This window comes from Agromyces fucosus (assembly GCF_004134865.1).
GTDB lineage: Bacteria > Actinomycetota > Actinomycetes > Actinomycetales > Microbacteriaceae > Agromyces > Agromyces fucosus.
In genome coordinates this window covers 534,274-559,618 of sequence record NZ_SDPO01000002.1, presented here as the reverse complement: position 1 = coordinate 559,618, position 25,345 = coordinate 534,274, and the positions used below count along the sequence as shown (strand labels likewise).

Sequence of the window (25,345 nt, the reverse complement as noted above, 5' to 3'; positions counted from 1 at the left end):
GTCGCGCCGCGGCGCCCGTGCCGCCGAGATGACAGCAGTCGTCGCCCGTCGTGTCGGACGGGCGACGACTGCTGTCATCTCGCGGAGCGGAGGGGTGAGCTGGAGAGGGCAGCGCGATGCGGGGAGCGCGGCGCAGGTCAGCGCCCGGCGCGCTCGCCGCGACGGATGAGTCCGACGATGCCGAAGAGCGCCACCACGACGCCCACGACGATGACCCCGATGAGGGTCCCGGTGAGCGGGTTCAGCGTGATGAGCCAGTCGCCGACGGCATCGCGACGGGCCGGATCGACGACGACCCAGAGCGTCGTCGCGGCCATCGCCCCGAAGAGCAGCGCCCAGACGAGGGCGCCCCACCGCACGGTCGGGCGTGGTGCCGGTGCGGGACCGATCGGCGCCGTCGCCGTCGCCTCGTCGCTCGGTGGCGTGCCCCAGTCGGCGAGGATCGCCGTGACCGCGGCATCCGCTGCGTTGGACGGCCCGCTGGAGTCCGGTGCGTTCGTGGTCATGGTCATTCCCCTTCGCGGATCTCGATGTGCACCATGCCGGAGCCCTGCTCGAGCACGATCTTCGCGTCGACGAGCACGTCGTCGGCGCTTCGTTCGTGGACTCCTTGCTCGCCGCCGAGCAGCAGCTCGCCTCGGTCCAGTCCGCCGAGCTGCGGCATCGATCGCGACGAGCCGTCGGCGGAGAACGCGATGATCTCGATCTGGCCGGCATCGCTGGCGTCGAGGAGGATCTCGGTGTCGGGTTGGATCGTGATCCAGGTGTCTCCATTGCCCTGGCGGAGCTCGACGACCGGCGCTTCGTCGCGGAACCACGGGGTCGCGTAGACGTACGCATCGCCGAACGGCTGCACGAGGCGTTGCGAGCGATCGAGCGCGACGCTGTGACCCGGCGGCACCAGCATGCCCTGCGGCATGATCGACGCCGCGATCACGGCCACCGTCATCGCGGTCGTCGAGAGGGCCGTCAGGAAGGCGAGTGCGCCGCTGCGCCGGCGCCGGAGCGCCGCGACGATCATGCCGAGCGACAGCAGGAGCGTCGCCGCGGCGAGGGCGATCGGGATGGCGAAGGCGGCGACGTCGGGCGTCGCGAGCGCCCAGATCGCGGCGATGGAACCGACCACGAGCGCCAGGCCGAGCACGGTGAACACGAACGCGGCGCTCGCCCTGGGGCGGCTGGCGCGGCGTGCTGCCCGGGCGGCGTCGGCTTGGGCCGTGAGTGCGCGCGCCTTCGCACGGTTCTCCGCTGCAGCCTGGGCCCGGGCGGCGCGTTCGGCGTTGTGATGATTCGACTTCCACTCGGAGCGCGAGACGCGCCAGGCCTCGTGCTGGGCGCGCCACTCGGCGATCGCGGCGGCGTCGGCGCCTTCGGGGGGCACCGGCGGCTCGGCGGTCGGCACGGATGCCGCGCTCGCAGCGCCGTCATCGGCCGATACGGCCGAGTCGGTTGCCGATGCAGCAGCGTCGGTTGCGGAGCCGGCGGGCGCAGCGCCGGTGGCCGTGGCGCCCGCTGCGAAGGCGACGGTCGACGGATGCCCCGGAGCGGCGACGGTCGTCGCGGAAGCCATTCGCGGCCCGCCACCGCCCGGGGAGTTCTGGGAGGCCCGCTGCGCGAGCCAGACGACGAGCGCGATGACGCCGCCGATGAGGATCAGCACCCACAGCACGCGCAGGGGCCAGCCGAGGTCGAACCCGAAGATGGGGTCGTGGAGCGCCGGCCACTCGGGCCACCAGCGCCAGCCGAGCCAGCCGCCCTGCACGAGCGGGACGAACCCGATGACGCCCATGACCGCGATGCCGACGATCGCCGGGTCGACGATGCCACGAGTCAGCCGCTCGAAGTGGATCTCTCCGTCGGTGTCGGGCAGCAGCACCCACGCGATCGCGTAGAGCAGCACGAACGGCGCGCCGAGCACCGCGACGACGACGACGATGCCGCGCACGATGATCGGGTCGATGCCGAGCCGGGCGGCGACGCCGGCGCAGACGCCGCCGAGCCAGCCGGCGCGTCGCGGCACGCCGAGTCGGCGGAGCCATTCGTAGAGGCCGGTACCGGTGCCCTGCGCGGGTGTCGCCGCGGAGTCCCCCTTCACGTCGTCCTGCACTGGGTCCGCCTCGGGGGCGGTCGGGTTCGTCTCCATGCTTCGATGCTGGCAGGGGCGACGGATGCCTCGCCATGGGGTGAATCCCTGATTCGACCCTGAGCCGGGGCCCCGGGCCGGGGGGATCGGCGCCACGTCTGCTTGGATTGCAGGCATGGAGTCGCGCGCGGAACAGGTGACGGATGCCGCGGCATCCGAACCTGTCGATTCCGCGGCATCCGCGCCCGCCGGCAGCGCGGCATCCGCCCCTCGCCTGACGCGGCCTCGCGCCTGCGTGGCCACGGGCGTCGCGGCCGGTCTCGCAGCCCATCTCGGCTGGCCCGTCTGGATCGTGCGCAGCGCGTTCGTCGTCACGAGCCTCGCGAGCGGCGCAGGGCTCCTGCTCTATCTCTGGCTGTGGGTGTTCACGCCGTGGGCCCCGGGCGAGGAGCGCCCGACCCGGCGCGCGCCCGTCGCCTGGCTGCTCGTCGTCGCGTCCGGCGTCTCCCTGGTCGTCGCCTGGGCCACGAGCGGACGCGTCGTCGAGGGCCGCGACGGACTCGAGTGGTGGCTCCTCGCCGTCTTCGCGGGGGTCGGCCTCGCCGTGTCGGCGGGAGCGTGGGCGACCTTCATCGACCGACCCGATCCCGACCGGGGGCCGCGGCAGGAGCTCGCGATCCGCATCGTCGCGACGGCCCTGCTCGCGATCACCGCGCTCGCACTCGTCTTCGGCCCGAACGCGTACTGGTATCCGGTGCCCACGTTCGTCGCCGCGCTCGCCGCGGTCCTCGGCATCGCGCTCGTCTACGTGCCCACGCTCATTGCCTCGTGGCGCGACCTCGCCGCCGAGCGCACGAAGCGCATCCGCGAGGAGCAGCGCAGCGAGATCGCCGCGCACCTGCACGACTCGGTGCTTCAGACGCTCGCGCTCATCCAGAACCGGGCTGGGGCGACGAGCGAGGTCGCCCGCATCGCGCGAGCGCAGGAGCGTGAGCTGCGCGACTGGCTCTTCGCGGGCGACACACCGGCAGACAGCGACCTCGGCACCGACCTCCGCGACTTCGGGGCGGCCCTCGAGATCGACTACGCGGTGACGGTCGACGTCGTGGTCGTGGGGGAGTCGCGGGAGCGTGCGAGCGGCGAGATGGCGGCCGCGGCCCGCGAGGCGATGCTGAACGCCGCGCGGCATGCCGGCGGCGAGGTCTCCGTCTACGTCGAGTCGACGCCCGAGGCCGTCGAGGTGTTCGTGCGCGATCGCGGTCCGGGCTTCGCGCTCGCCGACGTGCCCCGCGACCGGCTCGGGGTGCGCGAGTCGATCATCGGCCGCATGCGGCGGGCCGGCGGCTCGGGCGAGGTTCGCCCGGGCGTCGGCGGCGTGGGCACCGAGGTGCGGCTGCGCTTCCCGGCCGCCGAACGCCTGGAGGGCAACCGTGGCTGAGCGCGTGCGGGTCGTGATCGTCGACGACCACTCCATCTTCCGGTCCGGACTGAAGGCCGACCTCGACGACACGATCGAGGTCGTCGGCGAGGCTCACGACGTCGAGTCCGCGGTCGCGGTGGTGACGGATGCCTCGCCCGACGTGGTGCTCCTCGACGTGCACCTGCCCGGGGTCGCGGTGCCGGCGGCCACGAGCGGCGGCGCCGAGGTGATCCGGCGCGCCGCGGCATCCGTGCCCTCGACTCGCTTCCTCGCGCTCTCGGTCTCGGACAAGGCCGAGGACGTCGTCGGCGTCATCCGCGCGGGTGCCCGCGGCTACATCACGAAGGGCTCCTCGGGCGCCGACGTCACCCGGGCCGTTCACGCCGTCGCGGACGGCGACGCCGTGTTCTCGCCGAAGCTCGCGGGCTTCGTGCTCGATGCGTTCGGCGCCCCGGTGGGGGAGACGGCGTCGGCGAGCGACGAACTCGACCGGCTCTCGGCCCGTGAGCAGGAGGTCATGCGGCTGATCGCGCGCGGCTACGCCTACAAGGAGGTCGCGGCCGAGCTGTTCATCTCGACGAAGACGGTCGAGACGCACGTCTCGGCGGTGCTGCGCAAGCTCCAGCTCTCGAGCCGGCACGAGCTCACGGCCTGGGCGAACGCGCGGCGCCTGCTCTAGCCGCGCCGGTGCCTGCGGCCGTGCCCGCGCCAGTGCCAGCGGCAGTGCTCGCCCTGCCCGTGCTCGCGGGCCGGTACACGTCGAGCGCTGCCGGCACGATCCGCAGGGTCGTGCGGTAACCGGGCGATGCCGTGCGTGCGGATGCCTCGGAGGGCGCCTCGAGCGACACCTCGCCGTCGTGGGCGAACCCCGGCGGCTGCCCGTGTCTGGGTCGCACGAGCACCTCGATCGACTCGCTCGTGAACGACTCCAGGCGTTCCGGCAGGAGACGGATGCGTCGGAGCACCGCGCTCGTGCGGCGACCGAAGGCGAGCGCGCCCGCCGCGCGCACCCGCGAGCCGGCGTGCAGCAGGCGCACATCGAGCAGGCCGCCGTCGAGTCGGCGCCGCTGCATCGGGGCGGCGATGCCCGGGTCGTTCGGCCCGACGCCGACGTAGAGGGTCCAGACCCGGGCGCGACGCCCGCCGATCACCACGGTCACGGGTGTCGAACGGCGCAGCACCCGCGCCGCGGCGATGACGGCGGCGAGCCACTTGCCCCAGCGCTCCTCGCGTCGCTCCCGCTCGGTGACGAAGTCGGGGTAGAGGCCGACCGACGCCGTGTTCAACACGGTGATCGGCGGCGCGTCGGCGAAGCGCAGCTCGGCGACATCCGCTCGCACGCCCTCGCCGCGCTGCAGGGCATCGACCGAGAGGTCGACGGATGTCGCGCCCGCCGTTCGCGCGAAGTGGTTGAACGTGCCGCCCGGCACGACCAGGAGCGGCACGCCCGCGGCTCGCGCCTCGTGGGCCACGGCGGAGACGGACCCGTCCCCGCCGCACACGCCGACGATGCGGGGCGGCACGTCGCGGGCGAGTGCCTCGCGCACCACTGCACCGGGGTCCTCGTCGTCGAGCACGTGCAGCTCGGCCTGGGGCAGCCGCCGCTCGAGCACCTGCACCGGATCGGTGCGCATCACGCTCGTGCCCGAAGCCCGGTTGACGACGATGAAGACGCCGCTGCCGTCGGGTGATGCAGGCAGGCGGCGATCGGCGCCGCTCGGCCGCGGAGCGTCGTCACGGGGGCCCGGTCGCGCGACGAGGATGCTCAGGCCCGCGACTCCGGCGCCGAGCGCGAGCCCGCCGACGACGTCGGACAGCCAGTGCGCGCCGGTGTGCAGCCGGGAGTACGCGACACCGAGCGCGGCCGGCGCCAGCGCAGCGCCGAGGCGCGGCTGCTCGATCGCAATGCCGGTGACGAATGCCGCGGCGCTCGCGGAGTGCCCCGACGGGAACGACGGGGTGATGGGCGGCTTCGGCAGGTGGCGGCCGATCGGCACGTCGGCGAGCAACGGCCGGTCACCGCCGAACACCTGCTTGGCGATCACGTTGGTGAGGGCGCTCGCGACGAGGAGGGAGCCGAGTCCGCGCGCGGCCGTGCGTCGGCGTCCGATGACGGCGAGCGCGCCCGCGATGGTCCACCAGAGCACCCCGCGGTCGGCGAATCCCGACACGCGCGACCAGAACCGGTCGGCCAGGGGATGGGTTCGGCGGGCGTTGACGGCGCGCGCGGCCGCGGCATCCGCTCGCCGAACCCAGGCGGGCAGGATCCTCGTCCGTTGCACGGCGACCCGAACGCTGCGGAACTTCACGCCGCCAATCGTAGGCGCGGCCGCTTCGAAGCGTCGACGGGTTGCGCTGCGAACGGATCGTCGGAACTTTCTTGCTATTCAGTGTTGCTAACTACCGGTACTTGTGCTTACTATGTACCGGTAATCAGTTACACCGAGTAGTGAAAGGAGGGGTTCCATGGGCAAGCAGACCACCGAGATGCTGAAGGGCACGCTCGAAGGCATCGTCCTCGCGATCCTGGCCGTGAGTCCGGCGTACGGCTACGAGATCACGGCCCGACTTCGCGACGAGGGCTTCTCCGACATCGCCGAGGGCACCGTCTACGCCCTGCTGGTCAGGATCGAGCAGCGCGGCCTCGTCGACGTCGAGAAGGTTCCGTCGGAGAAGGGCCCGCCGCGCAAGGTCTACACGATCAACGCAGCGGGCGGCGCATACCTCGAGGAGTTCTGGAGGACCTGGAGCTTCCTCGCAGAACGGATCGAACAGCTTCACGAACGAATCGAACGCACGAACGAAGAAGGAGAGTAGCCATGGCTGCGAAGTGGTACGAGCTGATCACCGGATCGCTCGACGACAAGAAGGAGTACCGCAAGTACAAGGCCCGCATCGCGGCCCTGCCCGAGCCCTACGGCACCGCCGCCAAGGCCTTCGAGCGCTACTTCATGTACAACGGCGGCATCACCGACGGCGACTCCGCGGTGATGATCACGATGCTGAACGACTTCGCCGACCTGTGGGAGCGGGCCGCCGTCGACCAGACGCCGGTCGAGGACATCGTCGGCGACGACCCGGTCGAGTTCGCCGAGGCCTTCGCCGCGGCATACGCGGGCAAGCGCTGGATCGACAAGGAGCGCAACCGCCTCACCGAGACCATCAAGAACCTCGAAGGAAAGGAAGAGCGATGACCACCGAAGCAGCGATCCGAGTACAGGGCATCGAGAAGTCGTTCAAGGACCTGCACGTGCTGCGGGGCGTCGACTTCGAGGTGAAGGCGGGCAGCATCTTCGCCCTCCTCGGCTCGAACGGCGCGGGCAAGACCACCCTCGTCCGCATCCTCTCGACGCTCGCGAAGGCCGATGCCGGCACCGCGATCGTCAACGGACTCGACGTCGCCGCCAACCCAGGCGAGGTGCGCGAGGCGATCAGCCTCACGGGCCAGTTCGCCGCCGTCGACGAGGTGCTGACGGGCCGCGAGAACCTCGTGCTCATCGCGAGGCTCCGTCACCTGAAGAACCCCGGCGCGATCGCCGACGACCTGCTCGCGCGCTTCTCGCTCACCGAGGCTGGCGGCCGCAAGGCGGGCACGTACTCGGGCGGCATGCGCCGCCGGCTCGACATCGCGATGAGCCTGATCGGCAACCCGCCGATCATCTTCCTCGACGAGCCGACGACGGGCCTCGACCCGCAGGCGCGCATCGAGGTGTGGCAGACCGTCAAGAAGCTCGCCGAGGCCGGCACGACGGTGCTGCTCACGACGCAGTACCTCGACGAGGCCGAGCAGCTCGCCGACCGCATCGCGATCCTGCACAAGGGCACCATCATCCAGAACGGCACCCTCTCAGAACTCAAGCGGCTCCTCCCGGCCGCCACGGTCGAGTACGTCGAGAAGCAGCCGACGCTCGAAGAGGTCTTCCTCACCCTCGTCGGCGACACCGGCGAGACCGAAACCGACGAAGCCGGCCGCACCGACAGCGCGGCGACGGCTGGAAAGGAATCACGATGACCACCCACGTCCTCAGCGACACCCGCATCCTCACCGGCCGATCGCTGACCCACATCCTCCGCAGCCCCGACACGATCATCACCACCGCGGTCACGCCGATCGCGCTGATGCTGCTCTTCGTCTACGTGCTCGGCGGTGCGATCAACACCGGATCCGACGAGTCGTACATCAACTACATGCTCCCCGGCATCCTGCTCATCACGATCGCGTCGGGCATCGCGTACACCGCGTACCGGCTGTTCCTCGACCTGCAGGGCGGCATCTTCGAGCGCTTCCAGTCGATGCCGATCGCGAGGTCGAGCGTGCTCTGGGCCCACGTGCTCACGTCGGTGGTGTCGAACCTCGTGTCGGTCGCGATCGTCATCGGCGTCGCGCTCATCATGGGCTTCCGCACCGGGGCATCCGTCGGTGCGTGGCTCGCGGTCGCCGGCATCCTGGCGCTGTTCACCCTCGCGCTGACCTGGCTCGCCGTGGTCGCCGGCCTCTCGGCCAAGACCGTCGACGGCGCGAGCGCGTTCAGCTACCCGCTGATCTTCCTGCCGTTCATCAGCTCGGCCTTCGTGCCCACCGACACGATGCCCGCCCCGGTCGCCTGGTTCGCCGAGAACCAGCCCGTGACCTCGATCGTGAACTCCACGCGGGCCCTCTTCGCCGGTGAGCCGGTCGGCAGCGAGATCTGGGTGGCACTCGCCTGGCTCGTCGGCATCCTCGTCGTCGCCTACGTGTGGGCGATGTCGATCTACCGTCGCAAGATCTCCTGAGCCCGGCAGCTCGAACGAAGCTCCCCTCCGCCCGTCACCGACGAGGCGGAGGGGAGCTTCGTCGTGTCAGCCCCGCTCGAGCAGCTCGTCGCGCACGGTGCGACGCAGCACCTTGCCGATGAGCGAGCGGGGCAGCTCGTCGAAGAGCTCGATGCGACGCGGCACCTTGTAGGGCGTGAGGCTCGTGCGGCAGAAGTCGCGCAGGGCCGTCTCATCGAAGACGGCGCCTTCCCGGAGCTCGACGCCGGCGGCCACGGCCTCGCCGCCGTCGGCCCGCGGGAGGCCGACGACCGCCGCGCCGCGCACGTCGGGGTGCGCCAGCAGGGCCGCCTCGACCTCCGACGGCGAGACGTTGAACCCGCCCGTGATGATGAGCTCCTTCACGCGGTCGACGATCGTGACGAAGCCGTCGTCGGAGACGCGCACGATGTCGCCCGTGCGGAGCCATCCGCCCGGCAGCAGCGTCTCGGCGGTCTCGGCCGGGCGCCGCCAGTAGCCCTGGAAGACCTGCGGTCCGCGCACGAGCAGTTCACCGGGCTCGCCCGCCGGCCGGTCCTCGGCCGGATCGGCCGGGTCGACGACCCTGATCTCGGTGCTCGGGAACGGCACGCCGACCGTGCCGGGCCGCCTGGTCGGACCCATCGGGTTGCCGACCGAGATCGGCGAGGACTCGGTCATGCCGTAGCCCTCGACGAGGAGCCCGCCCGTGGCGCTCTCCCAGCGGTCGACCGTCGCGATGGGCAGGCTCATCGCGCCCGAGATCGCGAAGCGGATGCGTTCGAGGGCCCGCGGGTGGCGTGCCGCAGCGTGCACGAGCTGGTCGTAGATCGGCGGCACCGCGGGCAGGAACGTGGGCGGCGAGTGGCGTGCGGCGTCGAGCACGAGGCCCGAGTCGAATTTCGGGAACAACACGAGACGCGCACCGATCGACATCGCGAAGGTCAGGCAGAGCGTCATGCCGTAGGCGTGGAAGAGGGGCAGCACCCCGTAGAAGACCTCCTCGCCCTCGGCGAGGCCGGGCACCCAGGCGCGGCCCTGCATCGCATTCGCGCGCAGGTTCCGGTGGCTGAGCACGGCGCCCTTCGGCGTGCCGGTCGTGCCGCTCGTGTACTGCAGCACGGCGGTGTCGTCGAGCGAGGGGCGCGGATGCCGCTGGGCGAGCGCCCGCCGCGAGGTGAGCCGCTCCCACTCGACGAGCCCGCGCGCACGCGGCTTCGTCGTGAGCGCGGCGCGGGAGCGCCGGGCCTTCGGGATCGGCAGGCGCAGCGCCATCCGCTTGCCGAAGGGGAGTGCGCGGGTCAGGTCGACCGAGACGATGTGGGCTGGGCGGATGTCGCTGGGGAACTCGGCGACCGTGTCGGCCACGCTGTCCCAGACGATCGCGACGCGGGCGCCGTGATCCTCGAACTGGTGCCGCAGCTCGGGCGGCGTGTAGAGCGGATTGTGCTCGACGACGATCGCGCCGAGGCGGAGCACCGCGTAGAACGCGGCCACGTGCTGCGGGCAGTTCGGCAGCACGAGCGCGACCCGGTCGCCCGCGACGACCCCGAGCCGGCGCAGCCCCTCGGCGGCGGAGGCGATCTGCTCGCCGAGCTCGCGGTAGCTCGTCTCGGCGCCGAAGAACTCGAGCGCCGGGCGCCGCCGGAACCGGTGCACCGCGTCGTCGATCATGTCGACGAGCGTCTGGCTCGGCTCCTCGATCCCCGCGGGCACGCCGTCTGCGTAGTGGTCCAGCCAGGGCCGGTGTTCGTACGGGTTCATTCGTGCCTCTCACGGCCATCTGCACGCGAGAACACGGTCACGCCCATCGTCGCCGTGGCGCGCGGATGCCGTCTCCAGCGTACGGTGCCGCGCTGCGCCCGGCCTGAACCTAGATGATGCCGAGCTCCATCGCCCGCGTCACGGCGCGCGTGCGATCGTTCACCTCGAGCTTCTCGAAGACGTGCAGCAGGTGCGTCTTCACGGTCGCCTCGCCGATGAAGAGCGCCCGCGCGATCTCGGGGTTCGAGCGTCCCTCCGCCACGAGGCGCAGCACCTCGAGCTCGCGCCGCGAGAGCGCGGGAGCGGGTGCAGCGACGGATGCCGCGTCGGCGCGCACCCTCGAGACGAGCTTCGCCGCGATCGACGGGGCGAGCACGGTCTCACCGGCGGCGACGGCGCGGATGCCCGCGAGGATCTCGGCCTGCGGCGCCGCCTTCAGCAGGTAGCCGCTCGCCCCGGCCTCGATGGCCGCGAGGATGTGATCGTCGGTCTCGTACGTCGTGAGCACGAGCACGCGGGTGCCCGGCACCTCGGCGAGGATGCGCGCGGTCGCCGCGGCGCCGTCGAGCTGCGGCATCCGCAGGTCCATCAGCACGAGATCGGGGCGCTCGGATGCCGCGACGGCCACCGCCTCGGCGCCGTCGGCAGCCTCGCCGACGACCTCGAGACCGGCCTCGGCCTCGAGCAGGCCGATGATGCCGGCCCGCACGATGGGATGGTCGTCGGCCACGACGATGCGGATCGCGGTGGTCATGATGTCTCCTCGGACGTCGGTCTCGATACGCGTCCTCCTGCGTCGGGCGCTACTCGACCGGCAGTGGGCGGGAGTGCGGCATCCGCTCGGGGGATGCCGACGCGGAGCACCGTGCCGCCGCCCGCGCCCGGCTCGATCGCGAACGAGCCGCCGACGAGCGCGGTGCGATCGCGGATTCCCGCGAGCCCGAAGCCCGAGGCGCCCGGCATCGCGGCGCCGGGTCCGACGCCGTCATCGGAGACGGTCAGCACGACCTCGCCGCCGACGGACTCCACGGTCACCGCAGCGTGCCGGGCGTCGGCGTGCTTGCGGACGTTCGCGAGCCCCTCCTGCGCCGAGCGCAGCAGGACGACCTCGTGCTCGCGGCTGAGTCCCGTCGCGCTCGCCGAGACGGTCACGACGACGTCGGTCTCGCGTTCGAAGTTCGCCGCGAGCCGCGCGAGGGCGTCGCCGAGCCCCGCACCCGACTCGACCGGTGCGAGCGAGGCGACGAGTCCGCGCGCCTCGGTGAGCGCCTCGCGCGCCATCTGCTCCATGAGTTCGACGTCGGCGCGAGCGGATGCCGCGGCCTCGCCGTCGACCCCGCCGAGCCGCGTGCCCGTGCGCTGTGCGACCATCACGAGGCCGGTCAGGCTCTGCGCGATCGTGTCGTGGATCTCGCGGGCGAGCCGCGCGCGCTCCTCGACGACGCCGGCATCACGGTGCATCGCGGCGAGCTGGCCCTGCGTCGCCTGCAGCTCCTCGAGCAGGCGGCCGCGCTCCTGGCCGTAGACGGCGATGTTCGTGATCCAGAGCCCGAGCGCGATGCTGAAGCCGACCGAGAGTGCCGCGCTGGCGACCCCCGCGACGATGCCGCTCGGGCCGAAGTGCACGATGTAGCCCACTGCCAGCGCGCTGCCGATGAGCGCGTTCGACACGAGCGCGCTGCGGATCGACGGCGCCGTCGTCCAGATGAACGGGTAGACGAACACCTGGATGATCGCGAACGAGGGCTCGAACGAGGCGCCGACGCCGACGAGCACCGCGAACGCGATCGAGATCACGAGGTGCGGGGCGAGCCGGTCGGCGCCGAGACGGGCCCTCGCGTACGCGAAGTAGAAGACGAGGAACGCACCCGTCGTGGCCCAGACACCCCAGTCGTCCGGTCCGTACGGCGGCGGGTCGAACAGGGTGAAGAGCACGAGGATGGATGCCACGGCGATCGCCGCGACATCCCACCATCGTCTGTTCAGCATGTTGCGAGTGTGCCACGGGGGCTATGCATCGCGCCGGATCCACCGGAAGGTGATGCGCGACAGCACGAAGCCCACGACGAGCCAGATGCCGAGGGCGATCGCGACGCCCGGGAGGTTCCACGAGCCGTTCTGTTCGAGCGACTCCCATCCCTCGGGCAGGAACACCGAGCGCATGCCCTGGGCGATCCACTTGAGCGGGAACAGGCTCGCGAAGTTCTGGAGCCAGTCGGGGAGCATGTTCCACTGCAGGTACACGCCAGAGATGAACTGGAGGATCAGCCCGATCGGGATCACGACCGCGGCGGCGCTCTTGCCCGAGCGCGGCAGCGCCGAGAGGGCGATGCCGAGCAGCGCACACGTCGTGAGGCCGAGCACGAACACCCAGGCGAACGTGACCCACTTCGCCGGATCGGTCGGCAGGTCGATGCCGAGCACGAGCCAGCCGGCGAGGATCAGCAGGCCCGCCTGCAGCGTGCCGGTGACGAAGACCTGGCCGATCTTGCCGGCGAAGTACCCGACGGGTGAGAGGGGAGTGCCGCCCAGCCGCTTCAGCGTGCCGTTCGACTTCTCGAGGGCGATGTCGATGGCGAGGTTCTGCACGCCCGACAGGAAGATGCCCGCGGCGAGCATCGCCGGCAGGTAGAGGGCCGCGATCGAGATCTCGGCTCCGGGAGGACCGACCTCGCCCGAAGCGCTGAACGCGGCCGAGAAGATCGCGAGCATCACGAACGGGAAGAGGAAGGTGAAGAACAGGGTGTCGGCGGCCCGGAAGTACGTCTTCGTCTCGACGCCGACGCGTGACGCGCCCTGGGTCATCAGGCTGGTGCTCATGCGAGGGCCTCCTCGGTGTCGTCGAATTCGCGTGCTGAGCCCGCCGAAGCGTCGTGCACGAGCCCCAGGTAGATGTCCTCGAGGGTCGGCCGGATCACTTCGAGGCCGTCGGGTTCGCGGCCGAGTGCGGCGACGACGGATGCCACGTGCAGCCCCGGCTCGTCGGTGCGCACCTCACGCGTGGTGCCGGCCGCGTCTCGCCAGCGCACGATCGGACGGCGTGCGTCGGCCCCGCCGATCTCATCGATGGCGCCGACGTCGATGAGCTGTCCGCCGGCGATCACGCCGGCGCGATCGGCCAGCTGCGCCGCCTCGTCGAGGTAGTGGGTCGTGAGCAGGATCGTCGTGCCCTCGGCCTTGAGCGACCGGATGAGCCCCCAGAACTGCCGGCGCGCCTCGGGGTCGAAGCCCGTGGTCGGCTCGTCGAGGAAGAGCAGCTCGGGCCGGCCCACGATGCCGAGGGCGACGTCGACGCGACGCTGCTGGCCGCCCGAGAGCTTCGCGATGCGGGTCTTCGCCTTCGTCTCGAGGCCGACGGCGGCGATGACCTCGTCGACGTCGCGCGGGTGGGGGTAGAGCGAGGCGAAGTGCCGCAGCAACTCGGTGACGGTCAGGAGCCCGGTCTCCCCGCTCGATTGCAGCACGATGCCGATGCGCGACTTCCAGTCGAGGCCGCCGCGAGCAGGGTCGACGCCGAGCACGCTCACCTCGCCCGAGGTGCGGAGCCGGTAGCCCTCGAGGATCTCGACCGTGGTGGACTTGCCGGCCCCGTTCGGTCCGAGCAGGGCGAACGTCTCGCCGTGGGCGATGTCGAGATCGAGGTCGTCGACGGCGATCACCCCGCCATAAGCCTTGCGGAGCCCGCGGATCTGCACCGCGGCATCCGTGCGTGTCGTGTTCATACCGGAAGCCTCTCGCGGTTGCGCCGCGATCGGCAGCCCCCGACGGGTCGATTCCCGCGTCCACCGATCGGTGGATGGGGGCTCGGTCAGCGGTCGGGCCCGGGCGCAGCCGACGCCTCGACCTCTGCCAGGCGACGTTCGAGGAATCGGCGCTCGGGCGCCGTCGGCGCGAGGGGGATCGTCTCGCGGTATCGGGCCGCCGCGGCATCCGCTCGCCCGGATCGGCGGAGGAGGTCCGCCTGAGCCGCCGGCAGCAGGTGGTATCCGGCGAGACGGCCCGAAGACTCGAGAGCGGCGAGGGCCGCGAGCCCGTGGTCGGCGCCGTCGGCCATCCCGATCGCGATCGCGCGAGCGAGCTCGACGAACGGCGACGCGCCCCTCATGAGCCCCGCGAGCTCGTCGTATCGACGCACGATCGCCGCCCAGTCCGTCTCGTCAGGCGTGCGCGCGCTGACGTGCACGGCCTGTATCTCGGCCTGCACCCGGTAGGGACCTCGTTCGCTCGTCGGGATCGGGCCGAGCAGGGCGAGTCCCTCGGCGATGAGCGCGCGGTCCCACTGCTCGCGGCGCTGCTCCTCGAGCGGTACGAGCTCGCCGCCGGCATCGACGCGCGCCGCCGCGCGTGCGTGCTGGAGCAGCATGAGCGCGAGCAGGGCGTGGGGCTCGTGGGCGTCGGGCAGCAGGTCGACGACCAGTCGCGTGAGCCGGATCGCCTCGACGGCCAGGTGGACGCGTTGCAGACGGTCGCCCGATGAGGCGACGTAGCCCTCGTTGGAGACGAGGTACAGCACGGCGAGCACCCCGTCGAGCCGGTCGGCAAGCGCCTCTGGCGGCGGCACGCGATACGGGATGCCCGCGTTCCGGATCTTCCGCTTCGCACGCACCAGGCGCTGTGCCATGGTCGACTCCGGCACGAAGAAGGCGCGCGCGATCTCGCTCGTCTCGAGGCCGCCCACCGTGCGCAGGGTGAGCGCGACTCGTGATTCCATCGGCAGCGCCGGATGCGTGCAGGTGAAGACGAGGCGAAGTCGGTCTTCCCACGCCGGCTCGTCGCGAGCGATCGCGACGTCGGCCGGGTCCGGCGGTCCGCCGGTTCGTCCCTCGAGTGCTTCCATCGCGATCCACTCCCTGACCTTGTCCGTCTCGACGCCGCGACGCCGGAGCCGGTCGAGTGCGAGGTTGCGGGCGGCGGTGGTGAGCCACGCGCCCGGATTGGCCGGCACGCCGTCGCGCGGCCACGTGGTCGCGGCGCGCTCGAAGGCTCCCGAGGTCGCCTCCTCCGCGACATCCCAATCGCCAGTAGTGCGGATGAGCGTGGCGACGACCCGCGACCACTCCGTCTCGAACGCGGAACGGAGTGCCGCCGCGACCGCGGGCGCGAGCACTTCGGCTCGCCCCTCGGGCGTCGGCGCCCCGTCCGTCATCCGTTCGCGACTCAGCGGCCCGCCCCCACCTCATCGAGCACCTCTGCGGCGGCCGGCTCGACCCTGATGCCGCGCTCGGCGGCTTCCCGTTCGTGGCGGGCGACGTGGTCGTCGTGCACGTCGAACGGCCAGAGCGGGCGCAGCTCGAGCGTGCCGCCCCTGGCCATCGGATGCTTCGACGCCACCTCGATCGCCTCGGCGAGGCCCTGCACCTCGAGCACGTCGAAGCCTGCGATCCACTCCTTCGCCTCGGCGAAGGGGCCGTCGCTGACGAGCACCTCGCCCGCGCGCCGGCTCACGAAGGTCGCGTCCTCGGGGCCGCGCAGCACGTCGCCGAAGAGGCGGGTCCCGCGCCCGTCCATCTCGTCGACCCAGGCCTGCGGGTCGTCGTCCATCGGGTCCTCGGTGGGCGTCGGCTCGCCGCCGTCGTCGCCGATGACGGCTCGCCGCCCCTGCCGCTCGGCGACTACGAACATGAGGTACCGTCGGCCGCTCGCAACCCGTTCGCGGAATCCCGCCGGGACGACGCGCGCTTCGGGCTCGGCACCGGGCCACTGCATGAACGGGCGCACCTCGACCCGCCCGAAGGCGGCGGCCGGATGCCGCGACGCGATCTCGATCGCCTCGTCGAGGTCGGCGACGTCGATGATGTCGAACCCGCCGATCGATTCCTTCGACTCGGTGAACGGCCCGTCGGTGACGAGCAGCTGCCCGTCGCGGACCCGCACGGTCGTGGCGTCCTGGTCGGGCCGCAACCGCTCGCCGTACTCGGACGCACCCCGGCTCTCGAGGTCGTCGACCCAGTCGCCGATGTCGTCGGCCGCCGGCACGTAGGCGATGGGCTCGTCGCCCTCGGCGTAGAACAGTGCGTATTCCATGGTGGAATCCTCTCTCTCGGTCACGCTACGCAAGTACGACGAACGGCGACAGCCGTTCTCGACACCCGGGTGGTGATCGGCGGGATCGGTTTCCGTGCCGGCTCGGTGCCCGCTCAGTGCGGCAGCACGAGCATGACGCCGAGGCCGACCATGACGACGGCGATGATCGCGTCGAGCACGCGCCACGCACGCGGGCTCGAGAGCACGCCGCCGAGGAGCCTCGCGCCGTAGGCGAGCCCGAAGAACCAGACGATGCTCGCGGCACCTGCTCCGGCGGCGAAGGCCCAGCGGGCCTCGCCGTGCGTGTTCGCGACCGAGCCGAGCAGGAAGACCGTGTCGAGGTAGACGTGCGGGTTCAGCCAGGTGAGGGCGAGGCAGGTCAGCACGGCGGCGGCGAGGCCGGTGCTCCGGCGGGTGAGTGTCGAGGTCGAGGTGGGAGTCGACGTGGAGGCGGATGCCGCGGGGTTCGTGGGTGCCGAGGGTGTCCCGGCCCTGGCGCCCACGAGCCCCGCGGCATCCGCCTCGGCCTCTTCGACCTCGTGTTCGGCGGTCTCGGCCTCGAGCGTCTCGCCGCTCGGCCGGATCGCGCGACGCGCCGCGAGCAGCCCGTAGGCGACGAGGAACGCAGCACCCGCCCAGCGGATGACGTCGACGAGCCAGGGCACCGCCGTCAGCACCGCGCCGATGCCGGAGACGCCGACCATGATCAGCGCGAGGTCGCTCAGCGCGCAGATCGCCGCCACCGCGAAGACGTGCTCGCGCCGGATGCCCTGCCGCAGCACGAACACGTTCTGCGCGCCGATCGCGACGATGAGCGAGAGGCCGAGGCCGAAGCCGGCGAGGATGGAGGAGAGGGGCACGAGACGAATGTAGGTGGGCCGGACGCTTTACTCCAGCTCAAGATTCTTCATCGGCATTAGCATTGCTTCAGATGGAGATCCCGCTCGACCTCGCCCGTACGCTCGCCGTCGTCATCGACGAGGGCACGTTCGACGCGGCGGCTCGACGCTTGCGCATCACCCCGTCGGCGGTCTCCCAGCGCGTCAAGGCGCTCGAGCAACAGCTCGGGCGCGTGCTCGTCGTGCGATCGAAGCCGGCCAGGGCGACCGAGGCGGGTGCGCCGATCGTGCGGCTCGCGCGCCAGGTCGCGCTGCTCGAACACGACGCCATCGCGGAGTTCGGGCTCGACGAGGCATCCGCTCGGCCGCTCTCGCTCGCCCTCGCAGTCAATGCCGACTCGCTCGCGACGTGGTTCCTGCCCGCCCTCGCCCGCGTCGGGGAGCGGCACCCGGTCGTCTTCGACCTGCACCGCGACGACCAGGACTTCACGGCCGGCCTGCTCGAGTCGGGCACCGTGCTGGGGGCCGTCACGTCGCAGTCCGCGCCGGTGGCCGGATGCCTCGTGCGCCCGCTCGGGGTCATGCGCTACGAGCCCGTTGCGACACCGGCCTTCGCCGAGCGCTGGGGGCTCGCGCTCGGCTCCGGCATGCGCGGCTCGCGCGGGCGCGGTGAGCAGCGGCGACGCGGCGCGGAGCCGGCCGCCGCACTCGCGACGGCCCCGCTCGTCGACTTCGACCGACGCGACGACCTGCAGCGCGAGCACCTGACGGCACAGGGGATCGACCCCGACGGTCCTCCCCGCCACTTCGTGCCGGCCTCGAGCGACTTCGCGACGGCGGTCAAGCTCGGGCTCGGCTGGGGCATGCTGCCCGCGTTCCAGTCGGCGGCAGAACTCGAGCGCGGCGCGCTCGTACGACTCGACGGGGCGCCGATCGACGTGCCGCTCTTCTGGCAGCAGTGGAACCTGCGCTCGACCCTGCTCACCGCGGTCGCCGACGAACTCGCGGCCGAAGCGCGCACCGCGCTCGCGCGGCCCTGAGGCGGCGCCCTGGCGCAGGCGCGATGCGAGTCGGCGGACGTCTGCGACGGCGCGCCGCAGGGTGTCGGCGCGTCGCGCGAATCATCCGCCGACTCGCCGACTCGCCGACTCGCCGACTCGCCGACTCGACGTGCGACGTCAGGTCAGGAGAAGAGGCGCTGCAGGCGTTGCACGCCCTCGAGCAGCGGGGCGTCGCCCAGTGCGTAGCTGAGGCGCAGGAAGCCCGACGGGCCGAACGCCTCGCCGGGCACCGCGGCGACCTCGGCCTGGTCGAGGATCAGGTCGGCGAGCTCGAGCGAGGTGGTCGGCGTGACGCCGCCCCACTCGCGGCCGAGCAGGCCGGTGACGTCGGGGTAGACGTAGAAGGCGCCCTGCGGCACCGGCACGGTCATGCCGTCGATCTTCGAGAGCTCGGAGACGATCGTGCGGCGACGGCGGTCGAAGGCGCGGCGCATCTCTTCAACCGCGTCCTGCGGACCGTTGAGGGCGGCGATCGCCGCACGCTGCGAGATGTTCGACACGTTCGACGAGAGGTGCGACTGCAGGTTCGCGGCACCCTTGATGACGTCGGAGGGGCCGACCATCCAGCCGAGTCGCCAGCCCGTCATCGCGTAGGTCTTGGCGACGCCGTTGACGAGGATCGCCTGGTTCGCCAGCCCGGGCACGGCCTCGACGATCGAGACCGCGCGCGGCGGCACGCCGTCGGGCTCCTCGGCGTAGGTGAGGTTCTGGTAGATCTCGTCGGCGACGACCCAGATGCCGTGCTCGAGCGCCCACTCGCCGATCTCGCGGGTCTGCTCGGCCGAATACACGGCGCCGGTCGGGTTCGAGGGCGAGACGAAGAGCAGCACCTTCGTGCGGTCGGTGCGGGCGGCCTCGAGCTGTTCGACGGTGACGAGGTAGCCCTGGTCGGAGCCGGCGAAGACGTCGACCTGGCGGCCGCCGGCGAGCTTGATCGCCTCGGGGTACGTGGTCCAGTACGGCGTCGGCACGAGCACCTCGTCGCCCGGGTCGAGCAGCGTCTGGAACGCCTGGTAGACGGCCTGCTTGCCGCCGTTCGTGACGACGACCTGGCCGGGGGAGACCTCGAGCCCAGAGTCGCGCAGCGTCTTCGCGGCGATCGCCTCGCGCAGCTCGGGCAGGCCGGCCGCAGGCGTGTACCGGTAGTTCTTCGGGTCATGCGTGGCGGCGAGGGCGGCCTCGACGATGTACTCGGGCGTCGAGAAGTCGGGCTCGCCGGCTGCGTACGAGATGACCGGGCGCCCCTCGGCCTGGAGGGCCTTCGCCTTGGCATCGACCTTCAGGGTCGCGGACTCGGCGATGGCGGCGATACGGGCGGAGAGGCGCGGGTGTTCGGTCACGCGACCAGCCTACGGCGTGGCGTATGCCGTGTGACAGGGGGCGAAGCGCGCACCCCTCGAACAGGGGGTTATCCGGACACTATCCTCCGGATAGGCTCACCCGAACGCATGCATTCGAATCGAGGCGCGCCCGAGGGCGCGCCTCGTCGTGTGCGCGATGCGCTGCAGTCACCACCACCCCCACAGACAGGAACCCTCGATGGCCCTTCAACGACGCACGACTCGACTCGCCGCCCTCACCACGGCCATCGCCGTCGGCGGTGGGCTGGCCCTCGCCGGCGCCGCGCCGGCACAGGCCGAGGAGATCGATCCGACCGAGATCGCGTACGTCGGCGCCGACGACATCCGCCCCGACGAGTCGACGTACGTCGGCTGGCACAACGGTGCCGCCACCGGTTCGTTCGTCGACGGCAACGGACAGCTCGACCTCACCGGCAAGGTGCAGATCCTCAACGGATTCGACGCGGCCGCCGACAACGGCGACCTCCGCGAGCTGATCGATGCCGGAATCTCGTGGGGCAGCACGAACGCCTACTTCCAGATCCCCCTGTTCTTCGACGACGCCGCCGGCGACCAGCAGTTCACGACGCTTCGCCCGGCCGACACCACCGCCAATGTGGTCGCGCTCGACGCGCAGTGGACGACGAGCCGCGCCGTGTCCGATGCCGCCCCGGCGAACACGACCGCCACGCTCGAGGAGCTCCTGGCCGCCATCGAGGGTGCGTCGCCCGCCGCCGACGACGTCGACCTTCTCGGCTACGGGTTCTTCGTCGACGAGGGGCAGACCGGATCCGTCTCATGGGTCAAGTGGGGCACGCTCGACACGGAGTTCGTGCCGGCGCCCGTCGAGGAGCCCATCGGCGAACCCGTCTTCGAGGACTCGGAGCAGCTCGCGGCATTCCTCGCCGAGCGGGAGATCACGCCCGTCGACGGCGGCACCCTCACGCAGGGCGCTGCCGGTCAGCTTCAGGTGCAGGGCGACTGGTACTGGGACGGGCTGACCTACTTCGACGCCTACGCCTACTCGGCTCCCGTGGCGGTCGGCGTGTTCCAGGCCGATTCCACCGGCCTGATCACCGTGACGCTCTCGCCCGAGACCCTCGCGGCTCTCGCGCCGGGGCAGCACACGCTCGTGCTCGCATCGCAGGGACAGAACGAGGGCGGCCTGTACTTCGTGACCTTCACCGTCGTCGCCGCCGCGACGCCGGGCGGCAGCTCCACCGTCACCGGTGCCGCGCTCGCCGAGACCGGCTTCGACGCCGCGCTGCCGCTCTTCGGCGGCGCGCTGCTGCTCGCAGCCGGCGCGGTGCTCGTGCTGCGTCGTCGGGCCGGCGCTTCGGCCTGACGCTGAGCAACGGCCCCGTTCCATTTCGAGCGCATGCCCCGGGGTGCGAGATTTCTCTGGGACATCCGTCCCACTCTTGCTACGCTGCCCACGTGATGGCGCGAACCCGACGGGGGATCCTCGCCGGTGTCGCGCTCACGGTGCTCGTGGCGCTGGGCGCCGGCGTCGCCGTCGTGCTCGCCGACGAGCTCGGCATCCGCAGCGAACCGTCCGACATCCCGCCCGAGGTCCTCGAGGCCGCACCCGAGACGCCGTCGATCATCCCGCCCGCCTTCACGGCGATCACGGCACCGCCCTCGTTCCGAATGGGACTCGCGGCCGACGAGCTGCGCGACGCGGTCGCCGATGCCGAGGCGACCGAGGGGTCGGCGACCCTCGAGGTCGTCATCGCCGAGGGTGCTGTGGCAACCGAGGAACCGGCCGACCGCGACGCCGACGAGACCTACCGGCTCGAGGGAACGCCCGACGCGCTGCGCGTGGTCGCGGTATCCGAGGCCGGTGCCGTGCTCGGCGTCTACGACCTGGCCGCCGCAGTGCGCGACCGCCGGGCCGTGACCGAGCACCTCGGCGACACCGTCGACTCGCGCCTCGGGTTCCGCATGGTCGACCTCGGCGCGGTCGGCGTGACGGTCCACGAATCGGAATGGATCGCCGGCGACGACTACTCGCACAACTCCAAGGCATTCGCCGACGTCATCCTCGCCGAGGCGCCGTACATCGACGAGACCGCGCTCGCGGTCGCCCGCACGGACTTCGAGGCGTACGTGCGCCACGCGCTCGCCGAGGGGTACAACGCGATCGCGATCCCCGGGTTCGTCGAGTACCTCACGTTCTCGGGCGTCGGCGACGGCACCGAGGTCTACGGCGCCGATGACACGCACGTCGCTCGCGCCATCGCGATGCGCGAGGCGTTCGGACCCATCTGGGAGTACGCGCACGACGCGGGTCTCGACGTGTACTTCCGCACCGACATGCTCACGCTCACGACGCCGCTCGAGGCGTATCTCGTCGATCGCTTCGGCAGCCTCGCCACCGAGGATCCGGCGTTCTGGGACGTCTACTCGGCCGGTCTCGACGAGCTCTACGCCGAGATGCCCTACCTCGACGGCGTGCTCATCCGTATCGGCGAGGCCGGCCGCGTCTACGACCTGCCGGGCTGGGACTACTACTCGAAGCTCGCCGTGACGACGGTCGACTCGGTGCGGGCCATGCTCACGGCGTTCACCGAACAGGCCGAACGCGTGGACCGCGAGGTGATCGTCCGCTCGTGGAGCGTCGGCGTCGGCGCCGTCGGAGACATGCACACGAACGACGCCTCGTACGAGGCGGTGCTCGGCGGCATCGACTCCGACGCGCTCATCGTCTCGACGAAGTACACGCTCGGCGACTTCTACAGCCACCTGCCGCTGAACCACACCCTCGAGATCGGCGAGCAACGCCGCATCGTCGAGTTCCAGAGCCGGCGCGAGTTCGAGAACTTCGGGGCGTTCCCGAACGACCTCGGCGTGCTCTATCGGGAGGCGCTGCAGCGCTTCATCGAGGCGAATCCGCACGTCGAGGGCATCTGGACCTGGACGCAGGACGGCGGCCCCTGGCGCGCAGGCCCGCTCTCGCTCGAGCTGAAGGCCGGCTTCTGGCAGCTCTACGAACTCAACACCGAACTCGCCGTGCGGCTCGCGCGCGACCCCGAGGCGGACCCGGCCGCGATCACCGCCGACTGGGCGCGTCGCTGGTTCTCCGGCGACCCGGCCACCGTGCAGGCGATCGGCGAGGCGATGGCCCAGTCGCGTGCGGCCATCACCGACGGACTCTACATCGGCCCGTTCGCCGACCGCCGGGTCTTCGCGATCGGCCTCGAGCCGCCGCCCATGATGTGGATCTTCGAGTGGGACATCCTCACCGGCGACAGCGCCGTGCTGAACGTGATCTACGAGATCAGCCGGGGCGACCTCGACGAGGCGATCGCGGGCGGCGACCGGGCGATCGCCGCGGTCGAGCGCATGCAGTCGGCGATCGAGGCGACGGATGCCGCGAGCTGGCGCGACCCCGCACTGCGTACGGCGTTCCTCGACACCCTGGCCTACCAGGCCAACACCTACGCGATGCTCGGCGACTACCGCGAGATGTTCCTCCGGCAGGCCGAGTGGCACGACACCGGCGACCACGCCGCCTACGAGCAGTGGGATGCCGCGCGGCGGGCGTTCGAGGCATCCGCTGCCGCTCATGAGGCCGCCTATGCGGGCGACCCGTACCTGCCCGCGTACAACCTCACGGCGGCCGAGCTCGGCGTCGAGCGAGCCGTGCGCGACCGGCCCATGGCGTGGGCGGCGAGGATCGCGCTCGTGCTGCTCGCCGCGTGGCTCGGCTACGGCATCGCCGCGGGCTACTCCCGTGCCGGATGGCTGGGCGCGCGTGCCGCGCGTGCCCTCTGGGTGGCCGGCACGAGGCCGTGGCGCGCTCGCGCGCTCGTCGAGGGGCTGGGCCGCCTCGACCGCGTGCTGCTCGCCGTCGTGCCCGCCGCATTCCTCGTGGCGAGCCGCGGCATCCAGACCTGGTTCCTGGCGCCGTCGCACCTGCTCGTGACCCTCGGCGGCTGGGCCGTGTTCGTCGGCGTGGTCTGGCTCGCCCTCGGACGTCGATCGGCGTGGCCCGTGATCGCCGCGATCGGGGGAGCGGCGGTGCTCCGCGTGGCGCTCCTCCTCGTCGTGCTCGCGCCGACCGGCCCGGGCGGATACTGGTTCGAGTTCTGGACGAATCCGCTCGGTCGCTCGGTGTACATCGCCCTCGCGTTCGCGGCATTCGGATGGGTCGTGGTCGCCGCAGCCTGGGCGATCGCCGTCGAGCGCGGTGCGCTCTGGGCGACCGGCGCGGTCGTCGCCGGCGTCGGCGTCGTACTCGCGGTGTTCGGCTCGCTCATCGGCCTGATCGGCCTCGAGGCGGCACTCACCACGTGGAACGACGAGATGGCGCTGTTGCCCTGGGGGCTCTCGCGCATCCTCGGCATCAGCGTCTACCTCGACATCCCCGCCGACACGGCGTGGTGGGTCGCGATCGCGGGTGGCGTGCTCGTCGTGGCGGGTGCGATCTGCGTCGCGCTGGCTCAGAGGTTCTGGCCGATGTCCCACAGCTTGTCGGGGCGGCCGTCGAGGGCTTCGGAGACCGCGAGCGCCTGATCGTCGGAGAGTGAGGCGACGTAGTCGACCACGCCTCGACCGACCCCGAGCCGGCGCACGTCGCCCGCCGCGGGGATGGGGACGCCCTCGGGTCGCTCGTGCCGCAGGGCCGCGTACCCGTCGGTCGCGATCTCGACGAGCTCCTTGAGCCGCTGCGGCACGCGGTCGCGGTCGTGCTCGTCGGTCGCCCACGCGGTGAGGCCCTTGACGGCGCGAGCCAGCACCCGGCTGAGTCCGCGCTGGTACATGACGATGTCGGCGCGGTCGAGGATGAAGTGCCGGTGCACGAACTTCAGGATCTCGACCTCGTGCCACGCACGTCGATCGAGGGTCACGAGGCCCGAGCGCACGACGTCGCGCGGCGCGGGCACGACGGATGACTGCAGGTGGGTGATCCACCGGTTCGTGAACGACGAGAGTGCGCGCTCCGAGGCGATCGATCCGTCGAAGGGGGTCGCCAGCAGGCCGTCGACGAGATCGTCGGCGACGACGTCGACCGCGTCGGAGAACGCGTCGTCGTCGGCGACCCAGGGGTCGTCGCGTGCGAACTTGCGGCGCAGGGCCTCGAGTGCGCTGCCGGCGGGGGCGGTGCGGGCCCTGAGCGCCTCCTCGTCGAGCTCCCGGAGCTGCCTCCAGCCCTCGATCCAGCCGCGGAACTCCCGGGCCACGGCGCCCTGGCTGAGCACGCCTGCGCGGTAGAAGTCGTCGACGTCGTGGATCGAGTAGGCGACGTCGTCGCCGATGTCCATGACCGAGCACTCGAGCGACTGCTGCATCGGCGGCAGCCCGGCACGTGCCTGCTCGAGGTCGAGGGCGTCGATGCCGTACGCCGAGTACTTCGGGACGTCGATGCCCTGCCCCGTGCGGCGGAGACCACGTGGCAGCGGCCCGTCGCCGAACCCGGAGGCGTCGATGTACCGGGTCCACGGGTACTTCGCGACGGCCGTGCGCACCGCCGCCGTGAGGTTCAGGCCGCGCGGGGCGGCCTCGCTGACGTCGAGCGCGGTCAGGATGCGATAGCTCTGGGCGTTGCCCTCGAAGCCGTCGACGAGACCGAGCGTCTCGCGGGCGAGCCGGTCGAGCACGCGTTCGCCGAGGTGGCCGAAGGGCGGGTGGCCGAGATCGTGCGCGCTCGCGGCGGCCTGCACCACGACGGCATCGCAGCCGTGCTCGAGCGCGAGTTCGCGCGCTGGGGAGGCGGGATCCGTGAGCTTGACCGCGATCGCTCGCGCGACCGCGGTGACCTTGATCGAGTGGGTCAGGCGGTTGTGGATGAGCGGACCCGCGCCCGGCTGCGCGATCACCTGCGTGACGGCGGAGAGTCGCGAGAAGTACGGCGAGAACCGGATGCGCTCGAGGTCCAGCCGGAACTGCGAGTGCTCGCCCGTGACCTCGGCGCTGCTGCGCGGCTCCGGTACGAGGCGCGATGCGCGGTCGATCGTCATGCGCCCAATCTATGCCCGCCCGGCCCGTCGATACGGGCGACTCGGATGCTTCGGAGCAGGCGTCGGGGGCGGGGCATCCGC

General features: G+C 71.7%; 22 protein-coding genes. 9 read left to right on the top strand and 13 right to left on the bottom strand.

The window, feature by feature from the left end; all coding sequences use genetic code 11:
• Positions 1–137: 137 nt before the first annotated feature.
• Together ESP57_RS08345 and ESP57_RS08340 are read right to left on the bottom strand one after the other, a co-directional pair.
• The gene (locus ESP57_RS08345; protein WP_056005831.1) at positions 138–506 is read right to left on the bottom strand and encodes a hypothetical protein; all 369 of its coding nucleotides are present in this window, start codon (positions 504–506) and stop codon (positions 138–140) included.
• 2 nt (positions 507–508) lie between these two features.
• Positions 509–2,143, bottom strand: a complete 1,635-nt coding sequence (locus tag ESP57_RS08340) for a PspC domain-containing protein (protein WP_165877418.1) — start codon at positions 2,141–2,143, stop codon at positions 509–511.
• A gap of 115 nt (positions 2,144–2,258) precedes the next feature.
• Here ESP57_RS08340 and ESP57_RS08335 point away from each other — a divergent pair, with 115 nt between their 5' ends.
• A complete protein-coding gene (locus tag ESP57_RS08335; RefSeq protein ID WP_115958829.1) occupies positions 2,259–3,521 on the top strand; it encodes an ATP-binding protein in 1,263 nt (420 codons plus the stop codon).
• On the top strand, positions 3,514–4,182 hold the full coding sequence (locus ESP57_RS08330) for a LuxR C-terminal-related transcriptional regulator (protein ID WP_129231207.1): 669 nt from the start codon (positions 3,514–3,516) through the stop codon (positions 4,180–4,182). Before ESP57_RS08335 ends, ESP57_RS08330 begins: the two co-directional genes overlap by 8 nt.
• Here the strand turns inward: ESP57_RS08330 and ESP57_RS08325 are convergent.
• The gene (locus tag ESP57_RS08325) at positions 4,148–5,812 is read right to left on the bottom strand and encodes a bifunctional phosphatase PAP2/diacylglycerol kinase family protein (protein ID WP_243648459.1); all 1,665 of its coding nucleotides are present in this window, start codon (positions 5,810–5,812) and stop codon (positions 4,148–4,150) included. The genes ESP57_RS08330 and ESP57_RS08325 overlap by 35 nt on opposite strands.
• Positions 5,813–5,969: 157 nt before the next feature.
• On the opposite strand from ESP57_RS08325, the gene ESP57_RS08320 reads away from it, so the two are divergent.
• Genes ESP57_RS08320 through ESP57_RS08305 form a run of 4 tightly spaced genes read left to right on the top strand, consistent with a single transcriptional unit; the run spans position 5,970 to position 8,276 of the window.
• Positions 5,970–6,320, top strand: coding sequence for a PadR family transcriptional regulator (locus ESP57_RS08320; protein WP_056005817.1), 351 nt, complete (start codon positions 5,970–5,972; stop codon positions 6,318–6,320).
• A gap of 2 nt (positions 6,321–6,322) precedes the next feature.
• Positions 6,323–6,697 (top strand): DUF1048 domain-containing protein, encoded by a 375-nt coding sequence (locus ESP57_RS08315; RefSeq protein WP_056005814.1) that lies wholly within the window; start codon positions 6,323–6,325, stop codon positions 6,695–6,697.
• Entirely contained in the window at positions 6,694–7,515 is an 822-nt protein-coding gene (locus ESP57_RS08310; protein WP_056005810.1) for an ABC transporter ATP-binding protein, read from the top strand. Before ESP57_RS08315 ends, ESP57_RS08310 begins: the two co-directional genes overlap by 4 nt.
• Positions 7,512–8,276 (top strand): ABC transporter permease, encoded by a 765-nt coding sequence (locus tag ESP57_RS08305; RefSeq protein ID WP_056005807.1) that lies wholly within the window; start codon positions 7,512–7,514, stop codon positions 8,274–8,276. The genes ESP57_RS08310 and ESP57_RS08305 overlap by 4 nt, the downstream gene beginning before the upstream one ends.
• Before the next feature lie 66 nt (positions 8,277–8,342).
• On the opposite strand, the gene ESP57_RS08300 is transcribed toward ESP57_RS08305, so the two are convergent.
• From ESP57_RS08300 to ESP57_RS08260, 8 genes are all read right to left on the bottom strand, one after another.
• Positions 8,343–10,037, bottom strand: coding sequence for a long-chain-fatty-acid--CoA ligase (locus tag ESP57_RS08300; RefSeq protein WP_129231206.1), 1,695 nt, complete (start codon positions 10,035–10,037; stop codon positions 8,343–8,345).
• A 109-nt stretch (positions 10,038–10,146) separates the two neighbouring features.
• On the bottom strand, positions 10,147–10,791 hold the full coding sequence (locus ESP57_RS08295) for a response regulator (RefSeq protein ID WP_056005797.1): 645 nt from the start codon (positions 10,789–10,791) through the stop codon (positions 10,147–10,149).
• On the bottom strand, positions 10,788–12,026 hold the full coding sequence (locus ESP57_RS08290; protein WP_129231205.1) for a sensor histidine kinase: 1,239 nt from the start codon (positions 12,024–12,026) through the stop codon (positions 10,788–10,790). Before ESP57_RS08290 ends, ESP57_RS08295 begins: the two co-directional genes overlap by 4 nt.
• A gap of 21 nt (positions 12,027–12,047) precedes the next feature.
• The gene (locus tag ESP57_RS08285) at positions 12,048–12,857 is read right to left on the bottom strand and encodes an ABC transporter permease (protein ID WP_129231204.1); all 810 of its coding nucleotides are present in this window, start codon (positions 12,855–12,857) and stop codon (positions 12,048–12,050) included.
• A complete protein-coding gene (locus tag ESP57_RS08280) occupies positions 12,854–13,759 on the bottom strand; it encodes an ABC transporter ATP-binding protein (protein ID WP_129231203.1) in 906 nt (301 codons plus the stop codon). Before ESP57_RS08280 ends, ESP57_RS08285 begins: the two co-directional genes overlap by 4 nt.
• An 86-nt stretch (positions 13,760–13,845) precedes the next feature.
• On the bottom strand, positions 13,846–15,183 hold the full coding sequence (locus tag ESP57_RS08275) for an RNA polymerase sigma factor (RefSeq protein WP_129231202.1): 1,338 nt from the start codon (positions 15,181–15,183) through the stop codon (positions 13,846–13,848).
• Between the two features lie 11 nt (positions 15,184–15,194).
• Positions 15,195–16,061 (bottom strand): YciI family protein, encoded by an 867-nt coding sequence (locus ESP57_RS18885; RefSeq protein ID WP_341539077.1) that lies wholly within the window; start codon positions 16,059–16,061, stop codon positions 15,195–15,197.
• A 113-nt stretch (positions 16,062–16,174) separates the two neighbouring features.
• Positions 16,175–16,921, bottom strand: coding sequence for a LysE/ArgO family amino acid transporter (locus tag ESP57_RS08260; protein ID WP_129231201.1), 747 nt, complete (start codon positions 16,919–16,921; stop codon positions 16,175–16,177).
• Positions 16,922–16,992: 71 nt separating this feature from the next.
• Between ESP57_RS08260 and ESP57_RS08255 the strand changes: the two genes are divergently transcribed.
• On the top strand, positions 16,993–17,940 hold the full coding sequence (locus tag ESP57_RS08255; RefSeq protein WP_129231200.1) for a LysR family transcriptional regulator ArgP: 948 nt from the start codon (positions 16,993–16,995) through the stop codon (positions 17,938–17,940).
• Between the two features lie 143 nt (positions 17,941–18,083).
• Here the strand turns inward: ESP57_RS08255 and ESP57_RS08250 are convergent, their stop codons facing one another.
• Positions 18,084–19,301, bottom strand: a complete 1,218-nt coding sequence (locus ESP57_RS08250) for a pyridoxal phosphate-dependent aminotransferase (RefSeq protein ID WP_115958807.1) — start codon at positions 19,299–19,301, stop codon at positions 18,084–18,086.
• A gap of 199 nt (positions 19,302–19,500) precedes the next feature.
• Between ESP57_RS08250 and ESP57_RS08245 the strand changes: the two genes are divergently transcribed.
• Positions 19,501–20,646 (top strand): hypothetical protein, encoded by a 1,146-nt coding sequence (locus ESP57_RS08245; RefSeq protein ID WP_115958805.1) that lies wholly within the window; start codon positions 19,501–19,503, stop codon positions 20,644–20,646.
• Positions 20,647–20,741: 95 nt separating this feature from the next.
• Positions 20,742–23,819, top strand: a complete 3,078-nt coding sequence (locus ESP57_RS08240; protein WP_243648498.1) for a hypothetical protein — start codon at positions 20,742–20,744, stop codon at positions 23,817–23,819.
• Here the strand turns inward: ESP57_RS08240 and dgt are convergent.
• Positions 23,747–25,264, bottom strand: a complete 1,518-nt coding sequence (dgt, locus tag ESP57_RS08235) for a dGTP triphosphohydrolase (protein WP_129231199.1) — start codon at positions 25,262–25,264, stop codon at positions 23,747–23,749. The two genes, ESP57_RS08240 and dgt, sit on opposite strands and share 73 nt — an antisense overlap.
• Between the last annotated feature and the right edge of the window lie 81 nt (positions 25,265–25,345).